Origin of the sequence: Gordonia sp. SCSIO 19800, assembly GCF_018132775.1 — a bacterium.
Lineage (GTDB): Bacteria > Actinomycetota > Actinomycetes > Mycobacteriales > Mycobacteriaceae > Gordonia > Gordonia hongkongensis.
Genome location: NZ_JAGRQM010000009.1, coordinates 21,920 through 39,708 on the forward strand (window position 1 = coordinate 21,920; position 17,789 = coordinate 39,708).

The 17,789-nt window shown below is 68.9% G+C and carries 17 protein-coding genes; 6 read left to right on the forward strand and 11 right to left on the reverse strand.

All coding sequences use genetic code 11. The features are described 5' to 3' along the window. Window position 1: 1 nt before the first annotated feature. Window positions 2-1,564 carry a glycoside hydrolase family 57 protein gene (locus tag KB201_RS12255; RefSeq protein ID WP_058252166.1) on the forward strand — a complete coding sequence of 521 codons (1,563 nt, stop codon included), beginning with the start codon at window positions 2-4 and terminating at the stop codon, window positions 1,562-1,564. Next, on the forward strand, window positions 1,561-2,835 hold the full coding sequence (locus KB201_RS12260) for a glycosyltransferase family 4 protein (RefSeq protein ID WP_211539372.1): 1,275 nt from the start codon (window positions 1,561-1,563) through the stop codon (window positions 2,833-2,835). Before KB201_RS12255 ends, KB201_RS12260 begins: the two co-directional genes overlap by 4 nt. Window positions 2,836-2,926: 91 nt before the next feature. Here KB201_RS12260 and KB201_RS12265 read toward each other — a convergent pair whose 3' ends face one another. Beyond that, on the reverse strand, window positions 2,927-3,673 hold the full coding sequence (locus KB201_RS12265; protein ID WP_058252168.1) for an acyltransferase: 747 nt from the start codon (window positions 3,671-3,673) through the stop codon (window positions 2,927-2,929). 127 nt (window positions 3,674-3,800) lie between these two features. On the opposite strand from KB201_RS12265, the gene KB201_RS12270 reads away from it, so the two are divergent. Continuing rightward, window positions 3,801-5,138 (forward strand): PQQ-binding-like beta-propeller repeat protein, encoded by a 1,338-nt coding sequence (locus KB201_RS12270; RefSeq protein WP_211539373.1) that lies wholly within the window; start codon window positions 3,801-3,803, stop codon window positions 5,136-5,138. Window positions 5,139-5,207: 69 nt separating this feature from the next. On the opposite strand, the gene KB201_RS12275 is transcribed toward KB201_RS12270, so the two are convergent. From KB201_RS12275 to KB201_RS12285, 3 genes are all read right to left on the reverse strand, one after another. After that, window positions 5,208-6,407: a class I SAM-dependent methyltransferase gene (locus KB201_RS12275; protein WP_211539374.1), complete on the reverse strand. Its 1,200-nt coding sequence runs from the start codon at window positions 6,405-6,407 to the stop codon at window positions 5,208-5,210. Between the two features lie 19 nt (window positions 6,408-6,426). Further along, window positions 6,427-7,401: a class I SAM-dependent methyltransferase gene (locus KB201_RS12280; RefSeq protein WP_211539375.1), complete on the reverse strand. Its 975-nt coding sequence runs from the start codon at window positions 7,399-7,401 to the stop codon at window positions 6,427-6,429. Between the two features lie 62 nt (window positions 7,402-7,463). Continuing rightward, window positions 7,464-8,252, reverse strand: a complete 789-nt coding sequence (locus KB201_RS12285) for an enoyl-CoA hydratase/isomerase family protein (RefSeq protein ID WP_211539376.1) — start codon at window positions 8,250-8,252, stop codon at window positions 7,464-7,466. Between the two features lie 127 nt (window positions 8,253-8,379). Between KB201_RS12285 and ligD the strand changes: the two genes are divergently transcribed. Continuing rightward, the gene (ligD, locus tag KB201_RS12290) at window positions 8,380-9,360 is read left to right on the forward strand and encodes a non-homologous end-joining DNA ligase (RefSeq protein WP_137809015.1); all 981 of its coding nucleotides are present in this window, start codon (window positions 8,380-8,382) and stop codon (window positions 9,358-9,360) included. Here the strand turns inward: ligD and KB201_RS12295 are convergent. Then, a complete protein-coding gene (locus KB201_RS12295; RefSeq protein WP_058252199.1) occupies window positions 9,341-9,745 on the reverse strand; it encodes a MarR family winged helix-turn-helix transcriptional regulator in 405 nt (134 codons plus the stop codon). The genes ligD and KB201_RS12295 overlap by 20 nt on opposite strands. A gap of 101 nt (window positions 9,746-9,846) precedes the next feature. Here KB201_RS12295 and KB201_RS12300 point away from each other — a divergent pair, with 101 nt between their 5' ends. Then, window positions 9,847-10,446 carry a maleylpyruvate isomerase family mycothiol-dependent enzyme gene (locus KB201_RS12300; protein WP_211539378.1) on the forward strand — a complete coding sequence of 200 codons (600 nt, stop codon included), beginning with the start codon at window positions 9,847-9,849 and terminating at the stop codon, window positions 10,444-10,446. Window positions 10,447-10,458: 12 nt separating this feature from the next. Here the strand turns inward: KB201_RS12300 and KB201_RS12305 are convergent, their stop codons facing one another. Together KB201_RS12305 and KB201_RS12310 are read right to left on the reverse strand one after the other, a co-directional pair. Further along, entirely contained in the window at window positions 10,459-11,286 is an 828-nt protein-coding gene (locus tag KB201_RS12305) for an NUDIX domain-containing protein (RefSeq protein ID WP_065632667.1), read from the reverse strand. Further along, window positions 11,287-12,123 (reverse strand): ABC transporter ATP-binding protein, encoded by an 837-nt coding sequence (locus tag KB201_RS12310; RefSeq protein ID WP_065632666.1) that lies wholly within the window; start codon window positions 12,121-12,123, stop codon window positions 11,287-11,289. It lies immediately after the preceding gene. A gap of 99 nt (window positions 12,124-12,222) precedes the next feature. On the opposite strand from KB201_RS12310, the gene KB201_RS12315 reads away from it, so the two are divergent. Then, window positions 12,223-13,224, forward strand: a complete 1,002-nt coding sequence (locus KB201_RS12315) for an LLM class flavin-dependent oxidoreductase (RefSeq protein WP_211539379.1) — start codon at window positions 12,223-12,225, stop codon at window positions 13,222-13,224. A 21-nt stretch (window positions 13,225-13,245) separates the two neighbouring features. On the opposite strand, the gene KB201_RS12320 is transcribed toward KB201_RS12315, so the two are convergent. Genes KB201_RS12320 through ctaD form a run of 4 tightly spaced genes read right to left on the reverse strand, consistent with a single transcriptional unit; the run spans window position 13,246 to window position 17,513 of the window. After that, window positions 13,246-13,695 (reverse strand): cupin domain-containing protein, encoded by a 450-nt coding sequence (locus tag KB201_RS12320; RefSeq protein ID WP_211539380.1) that lies wholly within the window; start codon window positions 13,693-13,695, stop codon window positions 13,246-13,248. Beyond that, complete coding sequence (locus tag KB201_RS12325) at window positions 13,692-14,468, reverse strand: peptidyl-tRNA hydrolase (protein WP_159371166.1); 777 nt, start codon at window positions 14,466-14,468, stop codon at window positions 13,692-13,694. The genes KB201_RS12320 and KB201_RS12325 overlap by 4 nt, the downstream gene beginning before the upstream one ends. 14 nt (window positions 14,469-14,482) lie before the next feature. Then, window positions 14,483-15,724, reverse strand: a complete 1,242-nt coding sequence (serB, locus tag KB201_RS12330) for a phosphoserine phosphatase SerB (RefSeq protein WP_068970709.1) — start codon at window positions 15,722-15,724, stop codon at window positions 14,483-14,485. Between the two features lie 4 nt (window positions 15,725-15,728). Then, window positions 15,729-17,513, reverse strand: coding sequence for a cytochrome c oxidase subunit I (gene ctaD / locus KB201_RS12335; protein WP_065632663.1), 1,785 nt, complete (start codon window positions 17,511-17,513; stop codon window positions 15,729-15,731). Between the last annotated feature and the right edge of the window lie 276 nt (window positions 17,514-17,789).

The following is a 17,789-nucleotide window of genomic DNA, read 5'->3' on the forward strand; positions in this document are numbered from 1 at the left end:
GGTGACCACCCGCACCGAACCCGTCGCGGGCCAGTTCACGCTGGTCCTGCACTCGCATCTGCCGTGGCTGGCCAATCACGGACGTTGGCCGGTCGGCGAGGAATGGCTGTATCAGTCGTGGGCCGCGTCGTACCTGCCGCTGTTCGACATGCTCGAGCGGCTGGCCGCCGACGGTTTCACCGACCAGCTCTCCCTCGGGATCACGCCGGTGCTGGCCGCGCAGCTCGACGATCCGCACTGTACGTCGTCGATGTACGAGTGGCTCGCCGACTGGCAGCTCCGGGCCACGCAAGCGGCGATGTCCCGCGACGCCGACCGAGCCGCGGCGGGCCGCCGTGAGTACCTCGACGCCCAGCGCGCGCTGGACACCTTTGCCTCCCGATGGCGTCACGGCGCGTCGCCACTGATCCGCGGACTGGCCTCGAGCGGTGTCGTCGAGATCCTGGGCGGCCCCCTGGCCCACCCGTTCGCACCGCTGCTCGACCCGCGACTGCGCCGGTTCTCGCTGACCGAGGGGCTCGCGGACGCCCATGCCCGGTGGGGTGTCGACCCGACCGGGATCTGGGCACCCGAGTGCGCCTTCGCGCCGGGGATGGAAACGGAGTACGACCGCGCGGGCGTGCGCCACTTCATGGTCGACGGGCCCGCCTTGCACGGCGACACCGCGCTGGGACGCCCCGTCGGCGACAGCGCCGTCGTCGCCTACGGACGTGACCTGACGGTGAGCTATCGCGTCTGGTCGCCGAAGTCGGGCTATCCGGGTCATGGCGCCTATCGGGATTTCCACACCTACGACCACGAGACCGGGCTCAAGCGATTCCGGGTCACCGGCCGGACCGTGTCCGGGCAGGACAAGAAGCCCTACGACCCGGCTCGCGTCGACGCGGTTGTCGACCGGCACGTCGAGGACTTCGTCGCGCATGTGCGGCAGCGTCTGGTCGACGAGTCCGCGCGGATCGGCCGGCCTGCGCTGGTGGTCGCCGCGTTCGACACCGAATTGTTCGGGCACTGGTGGCATGAGGGCCCGGTCTGGCTGGAACGGGTGCTGCGACGTCTGCCCGAGGTCGGGGTCACCGTCGGGACACTCGCGGGCGCAACGCAGGCCGGGCTCGTCGGCGCTCCCATCGACCTCCCCAGGTCGTCGTGGGGGTCGGGTAAGGACTGGCGGGTGTGGAACGGCCCGGCCGTGCAGCACCTGGTCGACCTGAACGCCGAGGTCACCGAGACGGCGCTCGACGCGGTCGCCAAGCTGCGGCAACACGGGAGTGCACGCAGCCGGGTCGCCGATCAGATCGTGCGCGAGGCGCTGCTGACCGTGTCCTCGGACTGGCCGTTCATGGTGTCGAAGGACACCGCGGCGCAGTACGCTGTGTCGCGAGCTCACACGCATGCGCATGCCACCCGCGAGATCAGCGACGCGGCGATGCGGGGCCGCGACGACGCAGCCGAGACGCTCGCCGCCGCCTGGGCGCGTGCCGACAATCTCTTTCCCGCACTCGATGCGCGCCGGCTGCACACGGCTCTGACCGCCGACCGGGTCGGCGTCGAGGGGGGAATCCGATGAAGGTGTTGTTCGTGTCGTGGGAGTACCCGCCGGTGGTGGTGGGCGGACTCGGCCGGCATGTCCATCACCTCGCCACCGAGATGGCCGCCGCCGGACACGACGTGGTGGTGCTGACCCGGCGTCCGTCGGGGACCGATGCGGTGACTCATCCGACGACGGACACCGTCGTCGAAGGTGTCCGGGTTCTGGCCGTCGCCGAGGACCCGCCGGAGTTCGAGTTCGGGCAGGACATGATGGCCTGGACGCTGGCCATGGGGCATGCGTTCGTGCGGGCGGGACTTCGGATTCTGCACGGCGGCGCCGGGAGCGGAACGAGCGGGTCGCGATGGGTGCCGGAGGTCGTGCACGCGCATGATTGGCTGGTCGCCCACCCGGCCATCGCGCTGGCCGAATTCTTCGATGTGCCACTGGTTTCCACGATCCACGCGACGGAGGCCGGGCGGCACAGCGGCTGGGTGAGCGGTCGGACGAACCGGCAGGTGCATTCGGTCGAGTGGTGGCTGGTGTCCGAATCCGACGCTCTCATCACGTGTTCGGCGTCGATGCGCGACGAGGTGAACCGACTGTTCGGCTACGACGCCACCGACATCACGGTGATCCACAACGGCATCGACATCCGTACGTGGCCGTTCGCCGAACGCGCTCGGACGAGCGGTCCGGCCGAGCTGCTGTTCGCCGGTCGGCTCGAATACGAGAAGGGCGTGCAGGATCTGCTCGCGGCGCTCCCCCGGATCCGCCGCAGCCATCCGGGTACGACGCTGACGATCGCCGGTGACGGCACCCAGCGAGAATGGCTGATGGAGCAGGCGCGCAAGCATCGGGTCGGCAAGGCGGTGAGGTTCGTCGGCCCGGTCGACCACGCCGAGCTGGTGACGCTGATGCACCGCTGCGACGCCATCGTGCTACCGAGTCGCTACGAGCCGTTCGGGATCGTGGCGCTGGAGGCGGCGGCGACCGGCGTGCCCTTGATCGTGTCCACGGCCGGGGGTCTGGGTGAGGCGGTTCGCGAGCCGGACACCGGGCTGACGTTCGAGCCCGCGGATGTCGCCGGTCTGGCCGCGGCGGTCCGGGCCACGCTGTCCGATCCGGGCGCGGCCGCGCAGCGAGCACTGCGGGCCCGGGCGCGGCTCACCGCGGATTTCTCCTGGGCCGAGGTCGCCGAGCGCACCGCGAGCGTGCACCTCGCCGCGAAGCGTCGGGTCCGGCACGCGATCGGACGGCCCGACATCCCGGAACGCCCGCTGCCGGAACGGGACCCGGGGCAGGCATAGCCCCTGCTCCCTGAGGAGCCCGGAGCCTGCGGAACGCCTCCACCCCCTGCTCCCTGAGGAGCCCGGAGCCTGCGGAGGGCGTCACGAAGGGTCACTCCCGCTCGGCCGCAGCCTTCTTCCGTTCGATGTCGGCGAGGGCGCGTTCGAGTTCGGCACGTTCTGCGGCGTTCGAGGCCCAGTCGTCCATCCGGTTCTTGACCACCCGGGCGGGGGCGCCGACCGCGATGGCGTAGTCGGGGATGACGCCCTTGACCACCGCGTGCGAGCCGAGCACGCATCCTCGCCCGACGATGGTGTTGCGCAGCACCGACACCTTGGCCGCGACCCACGTGTCCGGCCCGATGCGCACCGGGCCCTTCACGATGCCCTGGTCTTTGATCGGCAGCGTGATGTCGTCCATCTTGTGGTCGAAGTCGCAGATGTAGCACCAGTCGGCGATGAGGGTGGAACCGCCGATCTCGAGGTCGAGGTAGGAGTTCACCACGTTGTTGCAGCCGAAGACGGTCTTGTCGCCGATGCGGAGGCTGCCCTCGTGGCAGCGGATGGAGTTGCCGTCGCCGATGTGGACCCAGCGACCGATCTCCATGCGCGCGAGTTCCGGCGTCGCGTGGATCTCGACGTTGCGCCCGAGGAACACCATGCCCCGCAGCACGATGTGCGGATTGGCCAGGCGGAACCGCGCCAGGCGGTAGTAGCGCACGAGGTACCACGGTGTGTACGCCCGGTTGCGTCTGATCCATCGCAGCGAGTCCAGCGTGAGAAAACGCGCCTGGTCGGGGTCGCGGCGTCGGCCCGCGCGCCGGCGGGACCGGTACGACGCATTCCACATGGTGGTCATGACCAGAAACCCTAATCGACGCGATTTTCGCGCACGATAGGCTCACTGCTGGCGCGGAGGGTGCCGTTCGATGGCATGCCCGGCGCCTGCACACGACGCAGAACAGGGCACGACGACGAGGAGCAGGATGGCTTTGGCACGACCGCAGGTGTCTCGACGCCGCCGATCCGCGCTGACCCGCCTGCTCGTCGCGCTGACGGCCGTGTGCTCGATGGCGCTCGCCGCCTGCTCGGACGGTCACATCGACGTCCGCTCCGTACCGAGCGTCGGATGGCCCAGCTACGGGGGTGTCCCGGGCAACGCCAACTTCGCGTATGCCGATGTGCCGGAGGACCTCACGCTGAGCTGGACACGGCCGACCGGCGGCCCGGTCACCGCGCCGGTGACGATCTCCGGCAAGGGGAACGTGGGCGTGACGTCGAATGCGGCGCAGGGATGCAACGTGCTCGTGCTCGACAGCCGCTCCGGACGCAAGAACTTCTGCAAGGACATGCGGGCCGGTGTCGAGATCAACGCGATGCTCGTCGATCAGTACGACCAGCCCTATCTCGGCGAGGAGACGACCTTCCTCGCCTTCAATGCCGGCGGCGCCATCCGCTGGCGGGCCGGCGTGATCGGGGTACCGCTGTCGGCGAAGTTCGCGGCCCCGAACGAGGTGCTGGTCGCCACCACACAGGGTCAGATCCTGCTGATCGACACCCAGCGCAACGAACTCCTCGCGCCTGAGGTGAGACTGCGCGACGACGCCGACCCCGCGCAACCGCTCCGCGGCTTCGGCGACTGCGTGAGCAACGGGCCGCAGTGCGCGATCCCCGCCCCCGCTGCCGTCGACACCGAACGAGAACGCTTCTTCCTCAACTTCTTTCCCCAGGGCGCAGCGACGTCGCAGATCCGCGCGATGAAGTACGGCGCCGTTGCCGGGAACCGCGAAGTCCGGACCGCGTGGCAGGCCGACGTCCCCAGCGGCGTCATCGGGACCCCGACGCTCTCGGCCGACGGCGCGACCGTCTATGCGTTCTCGCGCGACGGCAAGATCGTCGCCCTGAACGCCGAGGACGGATCGACGCGGTGGACCTACGACATCGGCGGCCACGGATTCGCGACGATGACCGTCTCCCCGGACGGTCTGATCATCCCGACCGGTTCGCTCGGCGCCCCGCTGACCCTGCTGCGTGACCGGGGCGATCGTGCCGAACAGGTCTGGCAGCGCACCGATCTGGCGACGGTGAGCCTGTCCGCGCTGACCCAGCAGCAGACCGCGTGGACGGTCGCCCGCGATCCCGGCAGGGACTCCCTGTCCCTGGTCGAGGTGTCCACGACCGACGGCGCGACGAAACGGACTCTGCCGCTGCCGAATTCGCGCGGTTTCGCGACCGGTGTCGCGGTGTCCTACTCCGGACAGATCGCGACCGCGACCAATCTCGGCGAGGTGTACTTCTTCGACAGCAAGGCCGATCTCGGGTAGGTGTTCGTAGAGTGCGGGATTCGTACTGGAACCGATACAGATCCCACACTCTGCGTGGTCGGGTTGGTTTCAGAACCGGACACCCGGCTCACAGATGAACGCGACACCCTTGCGCCCGATCCGGGTCAGCACCATCGACAACGGCCGGGAGCCCTTGAGCTTGAGCTTCTTCCGCAGCCGGTCGGGGTCGACGTCGAGTCCGCGGACAAGGATTTCCAGGGGGCCGCAGTCGAGCGCCGAGAGCGCCTTCCGGAGCGCCTTCTCGGTCACCCCCGTCTGCTCGATCACCCGGAACCCGCGGGCGCCGTCGGGGACGGAATCACCCGTGAGATAGGCGATCTGCGGATCGAGTTGCCAGAGCCCGGACCGGTGAGCATAGTGCTTGACCAGCCCGGCGCGCACGATCGCCCCGTCCGGGTCGACGATCCACTCCCCCGCCTCACCGGCCGGCACGTCGTCGTCTTCGCGGTCGGTGACCTCGACCTCGGCGACCGTTCCGTCGGCGCGGGTGCGGAGCACGGTGGCCCGACGGCCGGGCTCCACACCCGGACCCGTCCACAGGCACGCCTCGCGCACGCCGCCGTCGAGTGAGGTGACCTGGACCTCGCCGTCGAAGCCATAGCGGTTTCGCAACATCTGATGGTCCAGTCCGGGAGCGCATTTCACGATGAGCGTGCGACCGGGATAGGTCGTCAGCAGCTCGAAGAGCGGTGGGGTCAGCTGATCGAGCCGGAAGATGCGGCCCGCATCCGATCGCCGCGCGGGATCGGCGAGGAGCACGTCCGCGGTCGAGGTCGGGGTGAGCGCGTCCGCGACCAGCAGCGTCGCCTCCGGCACGTTGGAACGCGCCATCGCGAGCCGGACCCGGTCGATGTCACTGCCGATGACACCCGAGATACCGTTGGCGCGCACCAGCTCCCGTAGCTCCGCCCCGATCGAACAGGTCAGGTCGTGCACCACCGATTCCGGGAACCGCGCCGCGATTTCGGCCGCACGGTGCGCGGCGACCACCGACGCGGTCGCCTGCTGCAGGGCGTCGTCGGTGAACAGGAGCCCCTCGGCATCGCGCAGCTTCGAGCGGGCGCGCCTACGACACTGCACCGTCTCGATCAGCGCGGCGTCGTGAGGCGCGTATCGACTGCGTACCTCGGTGATGTCGGCCAGCATCGTCGACGGGGTGAGCTCGAGGGCGGACACCGTGTCGAGCGCCTTCTCGCCGTGCCGCGACCGCAGGAACGCGACGTCGTCGAGATCGAAGGAGTAGCCCATGGCCTGACGGCGGAACCGCCTACTGCGGCTTCGTCCCCGTCACCACGACGTTGTAGAAGAACTTCGGCGGCACGACCTTCCGCAGCACGTTCTCGTCGAGCCAGGTGAGGCGCTTCCATCCGCCGAAGGCAAAGCGGGCCCAGCCCCACCCCAGCTTCTCCGGCGGGACCGCGGCCTCGAAGGTGCGGACCGGCCAGCCGAGCATCGCGGCGGCCAGTTCCTCGGTGGCGGTGGACACCTTCTGCGCGCCGGCAGCGCGGGCGATCCCGGCGAGCTCGTCGGGATCGAACGTGTGGATGTCGACGACGGCCTCGAGCGCGGCCGCACGCGAGGACTCGTCGAGTTCCTCCTGCGGGCGCCGCCATCCCTGCAGCGGACCGAGCTTCGTGACATTGGTCGTGGCGAACCACGTCGCCCGACTCATCCAGCGCGCGTAGAAGTCACCGATCGTCGACGGCTCACCCGCGAAGATGAAGCGTCCGCCCGGCTTGAGTACCCGCAGCACCTCGCGCAGCGCCTGCTCGACATCGGGAATGTGGTGCAGCACAGCATGTCCGACGACGAGGTCGAAGGTGTCGTCGTCGTACGGGATCTTCTCCGCGTCGGCGACCCGGCCGTCGACATCGAGACCGAGGTTCTCCGCGTTGCGCAGGGCGACCTTGACCATGCCCGGCGAGAGGTCGGTGACCGACCCCTTCGACGCGACACCCGACTGCATCAGGTTCAGCAGGAAGAAGCCGGTGCCACAACCGAGTTCCATCGCGCGGCCGTACGGCAGGGGCTCGTCGGTGGCCACGGCGTCGAAACGGCCACGCGCGTAGTCGATGCAGCGTTCGTCGAAGCTGATCGACCACTTCTCGTCGTAGGTCTCGGCCTCCCAGTCGTGGTAGAGCACCTGGGCGAGTTTGGTGTCGGTGAGGGCCGCCTTGACCTGTTCCTCGGTGGCGTGCGGATTGGGAGCGGGATCGGTGCCCGGTGTGGCGTCGGTGGTCATGATCGCTTCCTGTGTGCGTGGTGACGGGATGCTGTGGTGGAAGGGTGCGCGGCGACGACGGCTCAGCGGCCGACGAATTCCGCCTTCCCGGGGCCGTTCTCGAGGAACGAAGTCAGACCGATGGCGCGGTCCTCGGTCGCGAATAGCGGGGCGAACAACTGCTCTTCGATCTTGAGCCCGGTGTCGAGGTCGACGCCGAGCCCCTGATCGACGGCCTTCTTGATCGCGGCGAGCGCCACCGAGGCGGCGCCGTCGAACTGTCCGGCCCAGGCGAGCGCGGCGTTGTAGACCTCGTCCGGCGCGACGACCTCGTCGACGAGTCCGATCGCCAGTGCCTCCGCGGCGTCGACGAAGCGGCCGGTGAACATCAGATCCTTGGCCTTCGACGGCCCGATGAGACGTGCCAGCCGCTGCGTGCCGCCGCCGCCGGGGATGAGACCGAGCAGGACCTCGGGCAGCCCGAGCTTCGCGTTGTCGCCCGCGATACGCCGGTCGGCACCCAACGCGACTTCGAGGCCACCGCCGAGCGCGTACCCGGTGATGGCCGCGACGGTCGGCTTCGGGATGGCGGCGATCGCGCCGAGATCGCGTTGCAGACGACCCGCCACCCGGCTCATCTCGGCGTAGCCGACGTCCCGCATCTCCTTGACGTCCGCGCCGGCCGCCAGGATCTTCGGGCCGCCATAGACGACGACGGCCTTGATGTCCGTGCGGACCGTGGCCTCCTCGGCCGCGGCGGCCAGTTCGGCCTGCACCTGCCGGCTCAACGCGTTCATCGGCGGCCGGTGCAGCAGGATGGTGCCGACCCCCGGATGAGCGTCGGAGCACTCGAGGGTCACGAACTCAGGCATGGTCGAAGGCTACCGGTAGGTAAGTCCGATCGATGCCCCAGCCCGGCGACCCAGGCCGACGACCCGGCACGCACGACGCGGCCCGGAGTCCGCCGCTCGCCGGCATCGGAGCCATACAGTGGCGGTCATGGCGAAAACGTCGGGTTCCGCAGGTGATCCCATCGAGCTCGAGGTCGGCGACCGCACCGTCCGGCTGTCGAGTCCCGACCGCGTCTACTTTCCCGAGCGCGGTGAGACCAAGCGCGATCTCGCCGAGTACTACCTGTCCGTCGGCGACGGGATCGTCCGTGCGCTGCGCGACCGTCCGTGCATGCTGCACCGGTTCCCCAAGGGCGTCAGCGGCAACAAGGTCCACCAGAAGCGCGTCCCCGCCGGCGCGCCGGACTGGCTGGAGACCACCGAGATCTACTTCCCGCGGTACGGCCGCACCGCCGACGAACTGTGTGTCACCGAGTTGGCGTCGGTGATCTGGGCGGTGCAGATGTCGACCGTCGAGTTCCACCCCTGGAACTCACGACGCGACGACCCCGAGTCGCCCGACGAGTGGCGTATCGACCTCGACCCGATGCCCGACTGCACGTTCCCCCGGATCCGGCGGGTGGCGCACGTCGTCGAAGAGGTTCTCGACGAACTGGGTATGCGCGGGTTCCCCAAGACCTCGGGCGGTCGCGGGCTGCACATTTACGTCCGCATCGCGCCGGAGTGGGGCTTCCCGCAGGTCCGGCGTGCGGCGCTCGCCTTCGCTCGGGAGGTCGAACGACGGGCGCCCGACGACGTGACGACGACCTGGTGGCGCAAGGACCGCGACCCGGCGGCGGTCTTCGTCGACTACAACCAGAACACCCGCGACCACACCATGGCGTCGGCCTACTCCGTGCGCGGCAACGAGCGGGCCACCGTGTCGACGCCGATCACCTGGGCCGAGATCGACGACATCGAACCCGACGATTTCACCATCGCCACCGTGCCGGCCCGGTTCGCCGAACTCGGAGACCTGCACGCGGAGATCGACGACGTCGCGCACCGACTCGACACCCTCATCGACTGGGCCGACCGCGACGACATCGGCACCGACGAGGACGCCGAGATCATCGATATGGATCGGTGACGTCGCGTAACGACCGCAATGCCTTTTCCAGGGCGGCGAACTGGGCGTCGCCGAGATGCTCGCGCCACTCCTGCTGCTGCGCCTCGACCTCTCGCGCGGCGACCTCGCACAGGTGAACGCCCCGCTCACTCAGCGTCACCAGCCGGGCGCGACGGTCGGACGGGTCCGGCACCCGGGTCAGGTAGCCCGCCGCCTCGAGCTGGTCGACGATGCCGCCCGCGGTCTGCTTGGTGACACCCGCCTGCTCGGCGAGATCGGTCAGCCGCATGGGTTCGGGTGCCAGCCGCTGTAGCACCCGGGACTGCGCCGGAGTGATGTCGTCGGCCCCTTCCTCGGCGATCCGTGCCAACACTCGGCGCTCGGTCGCGCGATGGGCGATGAACATCAGAACGGCGATCTCCGGGTCGGACACGTCGTTGACTTTAGTACGAAAACCTGACTAATATCAGTCAGGGAACCTGACTATCTGTGCGGCGGGAGCGACCGATGGACACCGACCTCATCTGGCAGCGCATCGACGAGCAACGACTCGAACTCGCCGCGCTGATCGAGACCCTCACGCCCGAGCAACTCGCCACCCCGTCGCTGTGCGACGCGTGGACGGTGCGCGACGTCGCGGTCCACCTCACCCACTCCCACACCTCACCGGCACGAGCGATGATCGCCGCGTGCCGATTTGGATTCCGGTTCAACACGATGATCCGCGAACTCGCGCTGCGCGACGACACCACGGCGGATCAGGCCGCCTCGAAGTTGCGCGCCATGGTCGGTTCGCGTCGGCATCCGATCGGGACGACTCCCATGGCGCCGCTACTGGATTCGCTCCTGCACGGGCAGGACATCGCCGTCCCGCTCGGACTCGACCGGCCGATGCCGACCGACGCCGCGACGGCGTGCGCCGACTACCTGTGGTCGACGGGTTTCCCGTTCCACGCACGTCGCCGAAACGAGGGACGACGCTACGTGGCCACCGACTGCGACTTCGCGGCCGGGACGGGCGAGGTCGTCGAGGCGCCGATCCGCGACATCGTCATGCTGTTCGGCGGACGGACGAACGCCGCCGGGGCTCTGGCGCCCTCAACCTGACAGCGCGTCCGGTCAGAGCGTGATCTCGGGCGGCTGCTGGTCGCCGAGAGTCCGGAAGTACTCGTCGGAGCCCGGGAAACCGAGGCCGGCCAGCCCGGCGCCGGCTGTCACGTTCGGCAGGATCGGTTCGATGACACGCTCGGCGTCGAGCAGTTCGTCGATGGTCGAGAACTGCGAGACGTAGTTGAGCTGCGACCACGTGGGCGGCATGAGGAAGTGCTGGCCCGCGGCCCAGGAATCGATCGCGACGCGGGCGTTCACCCACCGGGCGACCTCGGCTTCGGTGGTCTCGGCGTCGGCATGCTGTCCGTCGGGCATCGCGGCCAGGAAGAACCGGGTGTCGTAGCGTCGCTTCTCGTTCACCGGGGTGATCCAGTGCGCGAGCGGACGCAGCAGATCGGCACGCAGCGTCAGTCCGCGCGCGGTGAGGAACTGCGCGAACGACAACGACTTCTCGACGAGGCGTTGCCGATCCTCGGCCAGTCCCTCCGGGTCGGCGAAGGCGCCGTCGGCATCGGTCGCGAGCAGGACGCCGCACTCTTCGAACGTCTCGCGGACGGCCGCGCACACCAGGGCCTGGGCGATCTCGGCGTCGCTGCCGAATTGCCCGGCCCACCAGGTGGCCTCGGGACCCGTCCACGCCAGGTCGGCGTCGGCGTCCCGCTTGTCGACGCCGCCGCCCGGGAACACCGTCATTCCCCCCGCGAAGGCCATCTGCTTGACGCGGCGTTGGAGAAACACCTCGATGCCGTCGGCAGCGTCGCGGACGAGCACGACGGTCGCGGCATCCCGCAACGGTGCGGACACGATGTCCGCGCCCTGCTCCTGTGTCGACGTCATTCAGTTACCTCCTGCTGCTCGACGGTGGCCACCCGCGCGGCGCCGGCGCCGCGCGAAGTACCGGCCGTCGACCTTGTCCAGAACGATCTGCTGGCGGAAGGCGGCGGTGAGGTTCTCGCTCGTGAGTACCTCCTCGAGCAGCCCCTGGGCCACCACACCACCCTCGGACAGGATCATCGCATGGGTAAAACCTTCGGGGATCTCCTCGACATGGTGGGTGATCAGCACGATGGCCGGCGCGTCGGGGTCGGCGGCGAGGCGGGCGAGACGATCGACGAGTTCTTCGCGGCCACCCAGGTCGAGCCCGGCGGCCGGTTCGTCGAGCAAGAGCAGTTCGGGGTCGGTCATCAGCGCGCGCGAGATCACGACACGCTTGCGCTCGCCCTCGGACAGCGTGCCGAAGCGACGGTCCGCGAGGTGCTCGGCACCCATCGATTCCAGCGATTCGACGGCCTGCGCACGGTCCACGGCGTCGTAGCTCTCGCGCCACCGCCCCAGGACCGCATATCCCGCCGAGATGACGACGTCGCTGACGATCTCCTCCGGCGGCACTCGATCGACCAGCGACGGGCTCGAGACCCCGATCCGGGTCGACAGCTCGCGGATCTCGACCCGGCCGAGCTTCTCGTTGAGCACGAAGGCGGTGCCCGACGTCGGGTGGATCTCCGCCCCGGCCAGTCGGATCAGTGTCGTCTTTCCCGCGCCGTTGGGTCCGATGATCACCCAGCGTTCGTCCAGTTCCACCTGCCACGACAGCGGGCCGACGAGAGTCTTGCCGCCCCGGACGACGGCGACGTCGCGAAAATCGATCAGGAGGTCGGGATCGGATTCGGTCACTCCCCCATCCTGCACCACGAGGGAATGGTCGACCCGTTCGACTCACGGCAGACCGGACGGCGGGAATAGTCCGGGGCGTCGGCCGCATTGAACATCGTCGTGACCCCTTCGAACCCCCCCTTGTCGATCCTGGATCTCGCGCAGATCGGTCGTGACGAGACTGCCGCGCAAAGCCTGTCCGCCAGTGTCGATCTCGCACAGAACGCGGAGAAGTGGGGCTACCGCCGGATCTGGTACGCCGAGCACCACAACATGTCGGCCATCGCGTCGTCGGCGCCGGCGGTGCTCATCGCACACATCGCCGCGCACACCTCGACCATCCGTCTCGGCGCCGGCGGCGTGATGCTGCCGAACCATTCCCCGCTGACCATCGCCGAGCAGTTCGGCACCCTCGCCGAACTCCATCCCGGGCGCATCGACCTCGGGCTCGGGCGCGCGCCCGGCAGCGATCAGCAGACCTTCGCGGCCCTGCGCCGCACCCACGCCTCCGCGGAGCGGTTCCCGCACGACGTCCTGGAGCTGCAGGCCTTCCTCGGCGACGAGTCGCGTATCGAAGGCGTTCGCGCGACCCCGGGCGCGGGCACCCACGTGCCGCTCTACATCCTCGGCTCGTCGCTGTTCGGCGCGCAGCTCGCCGCGGCCCTCGGACTTCCGTACGCCTTCGCCTCCCACTTCGCGCCGCAGGCGCTCACCGAGGCCGTGGCGTTGTACCGCCGCGAGTTCCGGCCGTCGGAGGTCCTCGCCGAGCCCTACGTCATCGCGGGTGTCGGAGCGATCGCCGACGAGGACGCCGACCGTGCGCAGGCGCAGCTGCAGATCGCGAAACGTCAACGCGTGTCGCTGCTCTACGGCCGCGGCCGGACCTTCACCGACGAGGAAGCCGACGCCATCCTCTCGATGCCGCAGGGACGCCAGATCGACGAGATGCTGACGTACTCGGGTGTCGGGACGCCGGGCGAGGTGCGCGACTACCTCTCGTGGTTCGCCGGGCACGCCGACGCAGACGAGCTGATCGTCGCGTCGCTGGCGCCCGATCGTGACGTGTGGCTGGGCACCTTCGGCCACCTCGCGCCGGTGAACTCACCGGTCGCCGCCGGCTGACCGAGATCCGAGGGCAGACCGTCAGGCCAGCCGGAAGTCCTCGAAGTCGAACCCGGGCACGACGATACAGCTGACTAGTGACGGCTCGTCCCCGGCGGGCCGTGCACGCTGCCACACGCCCGGCGGCACGAGCGCCTGGGGTCGGTGACCGGCCTCGATGTCGGGTCCGACGAGAACTGTCGTCGGGTCACCGGGGACATCGGCGTCCCCGCCGAGATCGAGTTCGACCGGCGCTCCTCGATGGTGCAGCCACAGTTCGGCGCCGCGTACCGTGTGCCACGCCGACTCGTCGCCCGGCATGAGGACGAAGTAGATCGCCGTGCCGGCGGCACGGTCGCCGGTATAGCCGTCGGCCAGCGACGCCGACGGCACGACGACGTCGCTCCGCCACGTCTCCCGGAACCAGCCGCCTTCCGAATGGGGTTGCAGATCAAGAGCTTTCACCCATTCCGGCGGTACCGCAGCGCTCACGTGTCCTCCTGGGCCCGGATGACCTCGGCGATGACGGTCACCGAACCGGGCGCGATCTCGGTGAACCCGGCGTCTCGAACGGCCACCGCCCTCCCGGCGGCATCGGCGGAGAGCAGTTCTCGCCACCGCCCGGGCGTGGCCTGACGGACCGCGAGCGGGCAGTCGTCCCGACGCCACTCGATCGCGTCGTCCGCGGAGAGGAGCTTGGCCGCCAGCATCGACGCGTGACCGACCTGCGCGGCCAGTTTGCCGACAGTCATCGGCAGGTCGGGATTGGTCCACAGCACGACGCCCGAGACCGGCGGCTGCTCGGGCAGCTCTCCCTCGACCTCGGTCCCACCGATCTGCAGCTTCGCCACACGCCGGTCGAGGTCACCGACGCGGCCGGGCACGAACGCCCGTGCCGACGCCCCGCCCTCGGTCGCGGTCACACCCCAGACCTCCTGCGCGGCAGCCCATTGCGCGCCACGCGCGCGCCGGGCGATCTTCCGGATTCGTGCGTCGCACCAGGCGTCCATCGCCGCCGACCACGGACCGTCGCCCGCACTTCGTTCGTCGAGGCACAGTAACGCCACCGCTCGCGCTGCCGCGGTCAGCAGTTCGGTGCGGTCGGGCGGATCGTTCTTCTCGATCCGGAGCACCATCGCCATCGCCAGGACGTCGGCGGGGTCAGACGGGTCGTCACCGCCTCCGACGTAGGCGACCAGCCGCCGATGATCGGCCACGATCGCTTCCGGATCGACCTGCGGAGAGACCGTGCGCTCGGATCCCATGGAGCGGTGCGAGGTCAGCCCAGGGGTACCCGGCGATAGACGCCGTCGGCGGCGTCGGCCGCCTCGATCTCGTCGCGGGAGACGCCCAGGATGAACAGGACCCCGTCGAGAAACGGGTGATTCAGCGTGGCGTCGGCGACCTCGCGCAGCGCCGGCTTCGCGTTGAAGGCGATTCCCAGCCCGGCGACGCTGAGCATGTCGATGTCGTTGGCGCCGTCGCCCACCGCGATCGTCTGCTCCATCGGCACCCCGACCTGATCGGCGAACGACCGCAGCGCATGCGCCTTGCCCATCCGGTCGACGACCTCGCCGACGACCCGGCCGGTGAGTTTCCCGTCGACGATCTCCAGGGTGTTGGCCCGGACGAAGTCGAGTTCGAGTTCGTGCGCGAGTCCGTCGATGACCTGACGGAAACCGCCGGACACGAGACCGCAGTGGAATCCGAGACGGTGCAGCGTACGGATCGTCGTCCGAGCACCGGGGGTCAGTTCGAGTGACTTGGCGACATCGTCGAGAACACTCGCGTCGAGTCCGGCCAGGGCCTTGACGCGTTCGTGAAGGGACTGCGCGAAATCGAGTTCACCTCGCATCGCCGCCTCGGTCACCGCGGCGACCTCGGCTTCGCGGCCCGCGTGCGCGGCGAGCATCTCGATCACCTCGCCCTGGATGAGGGTCGAGTCGACGTCGAAGACGATCAGGCGCTTGGCGCGCCGAGCGAGTCCGCCGCGCTCCACGGCGATGTCGACCGAATGCTTCGCAGCAACCTCGGCGAGGCCTTTGCGGAGGGCGGCGTCGGCGGCGACACCACCCCGGCCGGCAACGCTGACCATGAGTTCGAGGCCGGTGAGCGGGTAGTCGGCGATTCCGCGGATCGAGTCGATGTTGCCGCCCTGGCTCGCCAGTTTCGCCGCGACGGCGCTGAACGCGGTGGCGGTGACCGGGCTGCCGAGGATCACGACGGCATGCGAGGACGGCGAGCGGCTACCGGGATCGACCCCGATCTCCACCCGGACGTCGAAACCGATGGACGCCATCGCCTGTTCGACGACTTCCTGCAGCGCCTCGGGGTCGCCGGTGGAGGACACCAGCACGCCGAGGGTCAGCTGCCCGCGGATGACCACCTGCTCGACGTCGAGCAGTGCAACGGCCTGACCGGCCAGGGCACCCATGAGAACAGAGGTGACACCTGGCCGGTCGGGACCGGTGACAGTGACCAGGACGGTCGTACCGGAACTGGCTGTCGAGTCCTTGCTCACCGGGTCAGCGCGGGTCGGGATCCGGGGATCCCTCGTGCGTTCCCACGGTGAACGGCTCGCGACGAGCCTCTTCCATCTGACGGTCCTTGCCCGCGGCGTGGCCCGGTCCGACGTGTGCCTCGGCACGCATGCGGTCGATCATGTGCGGGTAGTGCAGCTCGAACGCCGGGCGCTCCGACCGGATGCGGGGCAGCTCGGTGAAGTTGTGGCGCGGCGGCGGGCAGGAGGTGGCCCACTCGAGCGAGTTGCCGAAGCCCCACGGGTCGTCGACGGTCACGACCTCGCCGTAGCGGTAGCTGCGGAAGACGTTCCACAGGAACGGCAGGGTCGACAGGCCGAGGATGAACGCGCCCACGGTCGAGATCATGTTCAGCGTCGTGAAGCCGTCCGACGGGAGGTAGTCGGCGTAGCGACGCGGCATGCCCTCGTTGCCCAGCCAGTGCTGCACCAGGAAGGTCATGTGGAAGCCGATGAACGTCAGCCAGAAGTGGATCTTGCCGAGTCGCTCGTCGAGCATGCGTCCGGTCATCTTCGGGAACCAGAAGTAGATGCCGGCGTAGGTGGCGAACACGATGGTGCCGAAGAGCACGTAGTGGAAGTGCGCGACGACGAAGTAGCTGTCGGACAGGTGGAAGTCCAGCGGCGGGCTCGCGAGCAGCACGCCGGTCAGACCACCGAAGAGGAACGTCACGATGAAGCCGACCGAGAACAGCATCGGGGATTCGAACGTGATGTGACCGCGCCACATCGTGCCGATCCAGTTGAAGAACTTCACGCCGGTGGGCACCGCGATCAGGAACGTCATGAAGGCGAAGAACGGCAGCAGCACGGCGCCGGTGACGTACATGTGGTGGGCCCACACCGCGGCCGACAGGGCGGCGATGGCGAGCGTGGCGTAGATCAGACCGGAGTAACCGAAGATCGGCTTGCGCGAGAAGACCGGGAAGACCTCGGACACGATGCCGAAGAACGGCAGTGCGATGACGTACACCTCGGGATGTCCGAAGAACCAGAACAGGTGCTGCCACAGGATGACGCCGCCGTTGGCCGGGTCGTAGATGTGGGCACCGAACTGGCGGTCGACCTCGAGACCCATCAGCGCCGCGGTCAGCAGCGGGAAGATGAGGAGGATCAGCACGCTGGTCACCAGGATGTTCCAGGTGAAGATCGGCATGCGGAACATCGTCATGCCGGGTGCGCGGAGACAGATGACGGTGGTGACCATGTTGACGCCACCGAGGATGGTGCCGAGACCCGAGACGGCCAGACCCATGATCCACAGGTCGGCGCCGATGCCGGGGCTGTGCACGGCGTCGGTCAGCGGCGTGTACGCGGTCCAGCCGAAGTCGGCGGCGCCACCGGGGGTGATGAAGCCGGCGACGGCGATGGTCGAACCGAAGACGAACAGCCAGAAGCCGAGTGCGTTGAGTCGCGGGAAGGCGACGTCGGGCGAACCGATCTGCAGCGGCAACACGAAGTTGGCGAAGCCGATCACGATCGGCGTCGCGTACATCAGCAGCATCACGGTGCCGTGCATCGTGAAGAGCTGGTTGAACTGCTCGGTGGACAGGAACTGCATGCCCGGCATCGCGAGCTCGCCACGCATCAGCAGGGCCATGAGGCCGCCGATGAGGAAGAACGCGAAGCAGGCGGTGATGTACATCATGCCGATCAACTTGTGATCGGTCGTCGTCAACAGCTTGTAGATGAACGAACCCTTGGGCTGATAGCGCTCCGGGAACGGACGCACTGGAGCCACTTGCGTGGTGGGTTGGTCTACCGCGGTCACAGATCCTCCTCTTGCCCGAACCCGACGCCGAACCCCTTCGGCCGTCGGTCGGCACATGAACAAACCGAGCGCTGGTTACTGATCCTAAACCCTCACCGGTGCCCGGGCCGAGCGGGTCCTACGATCTGTCGTATTCGATGTCGGAGCCACCGGATCGGCAGTGCTCATCGGCGGTTTCTTCGACGACGCGCCAGGCTCTCGGAGCACCCCTCAGATCGCCGGCGTCCGGCGCCCGGGAGTGCGCATCCGAGCCTACGCCGGGTGCCCCGGGGCCGG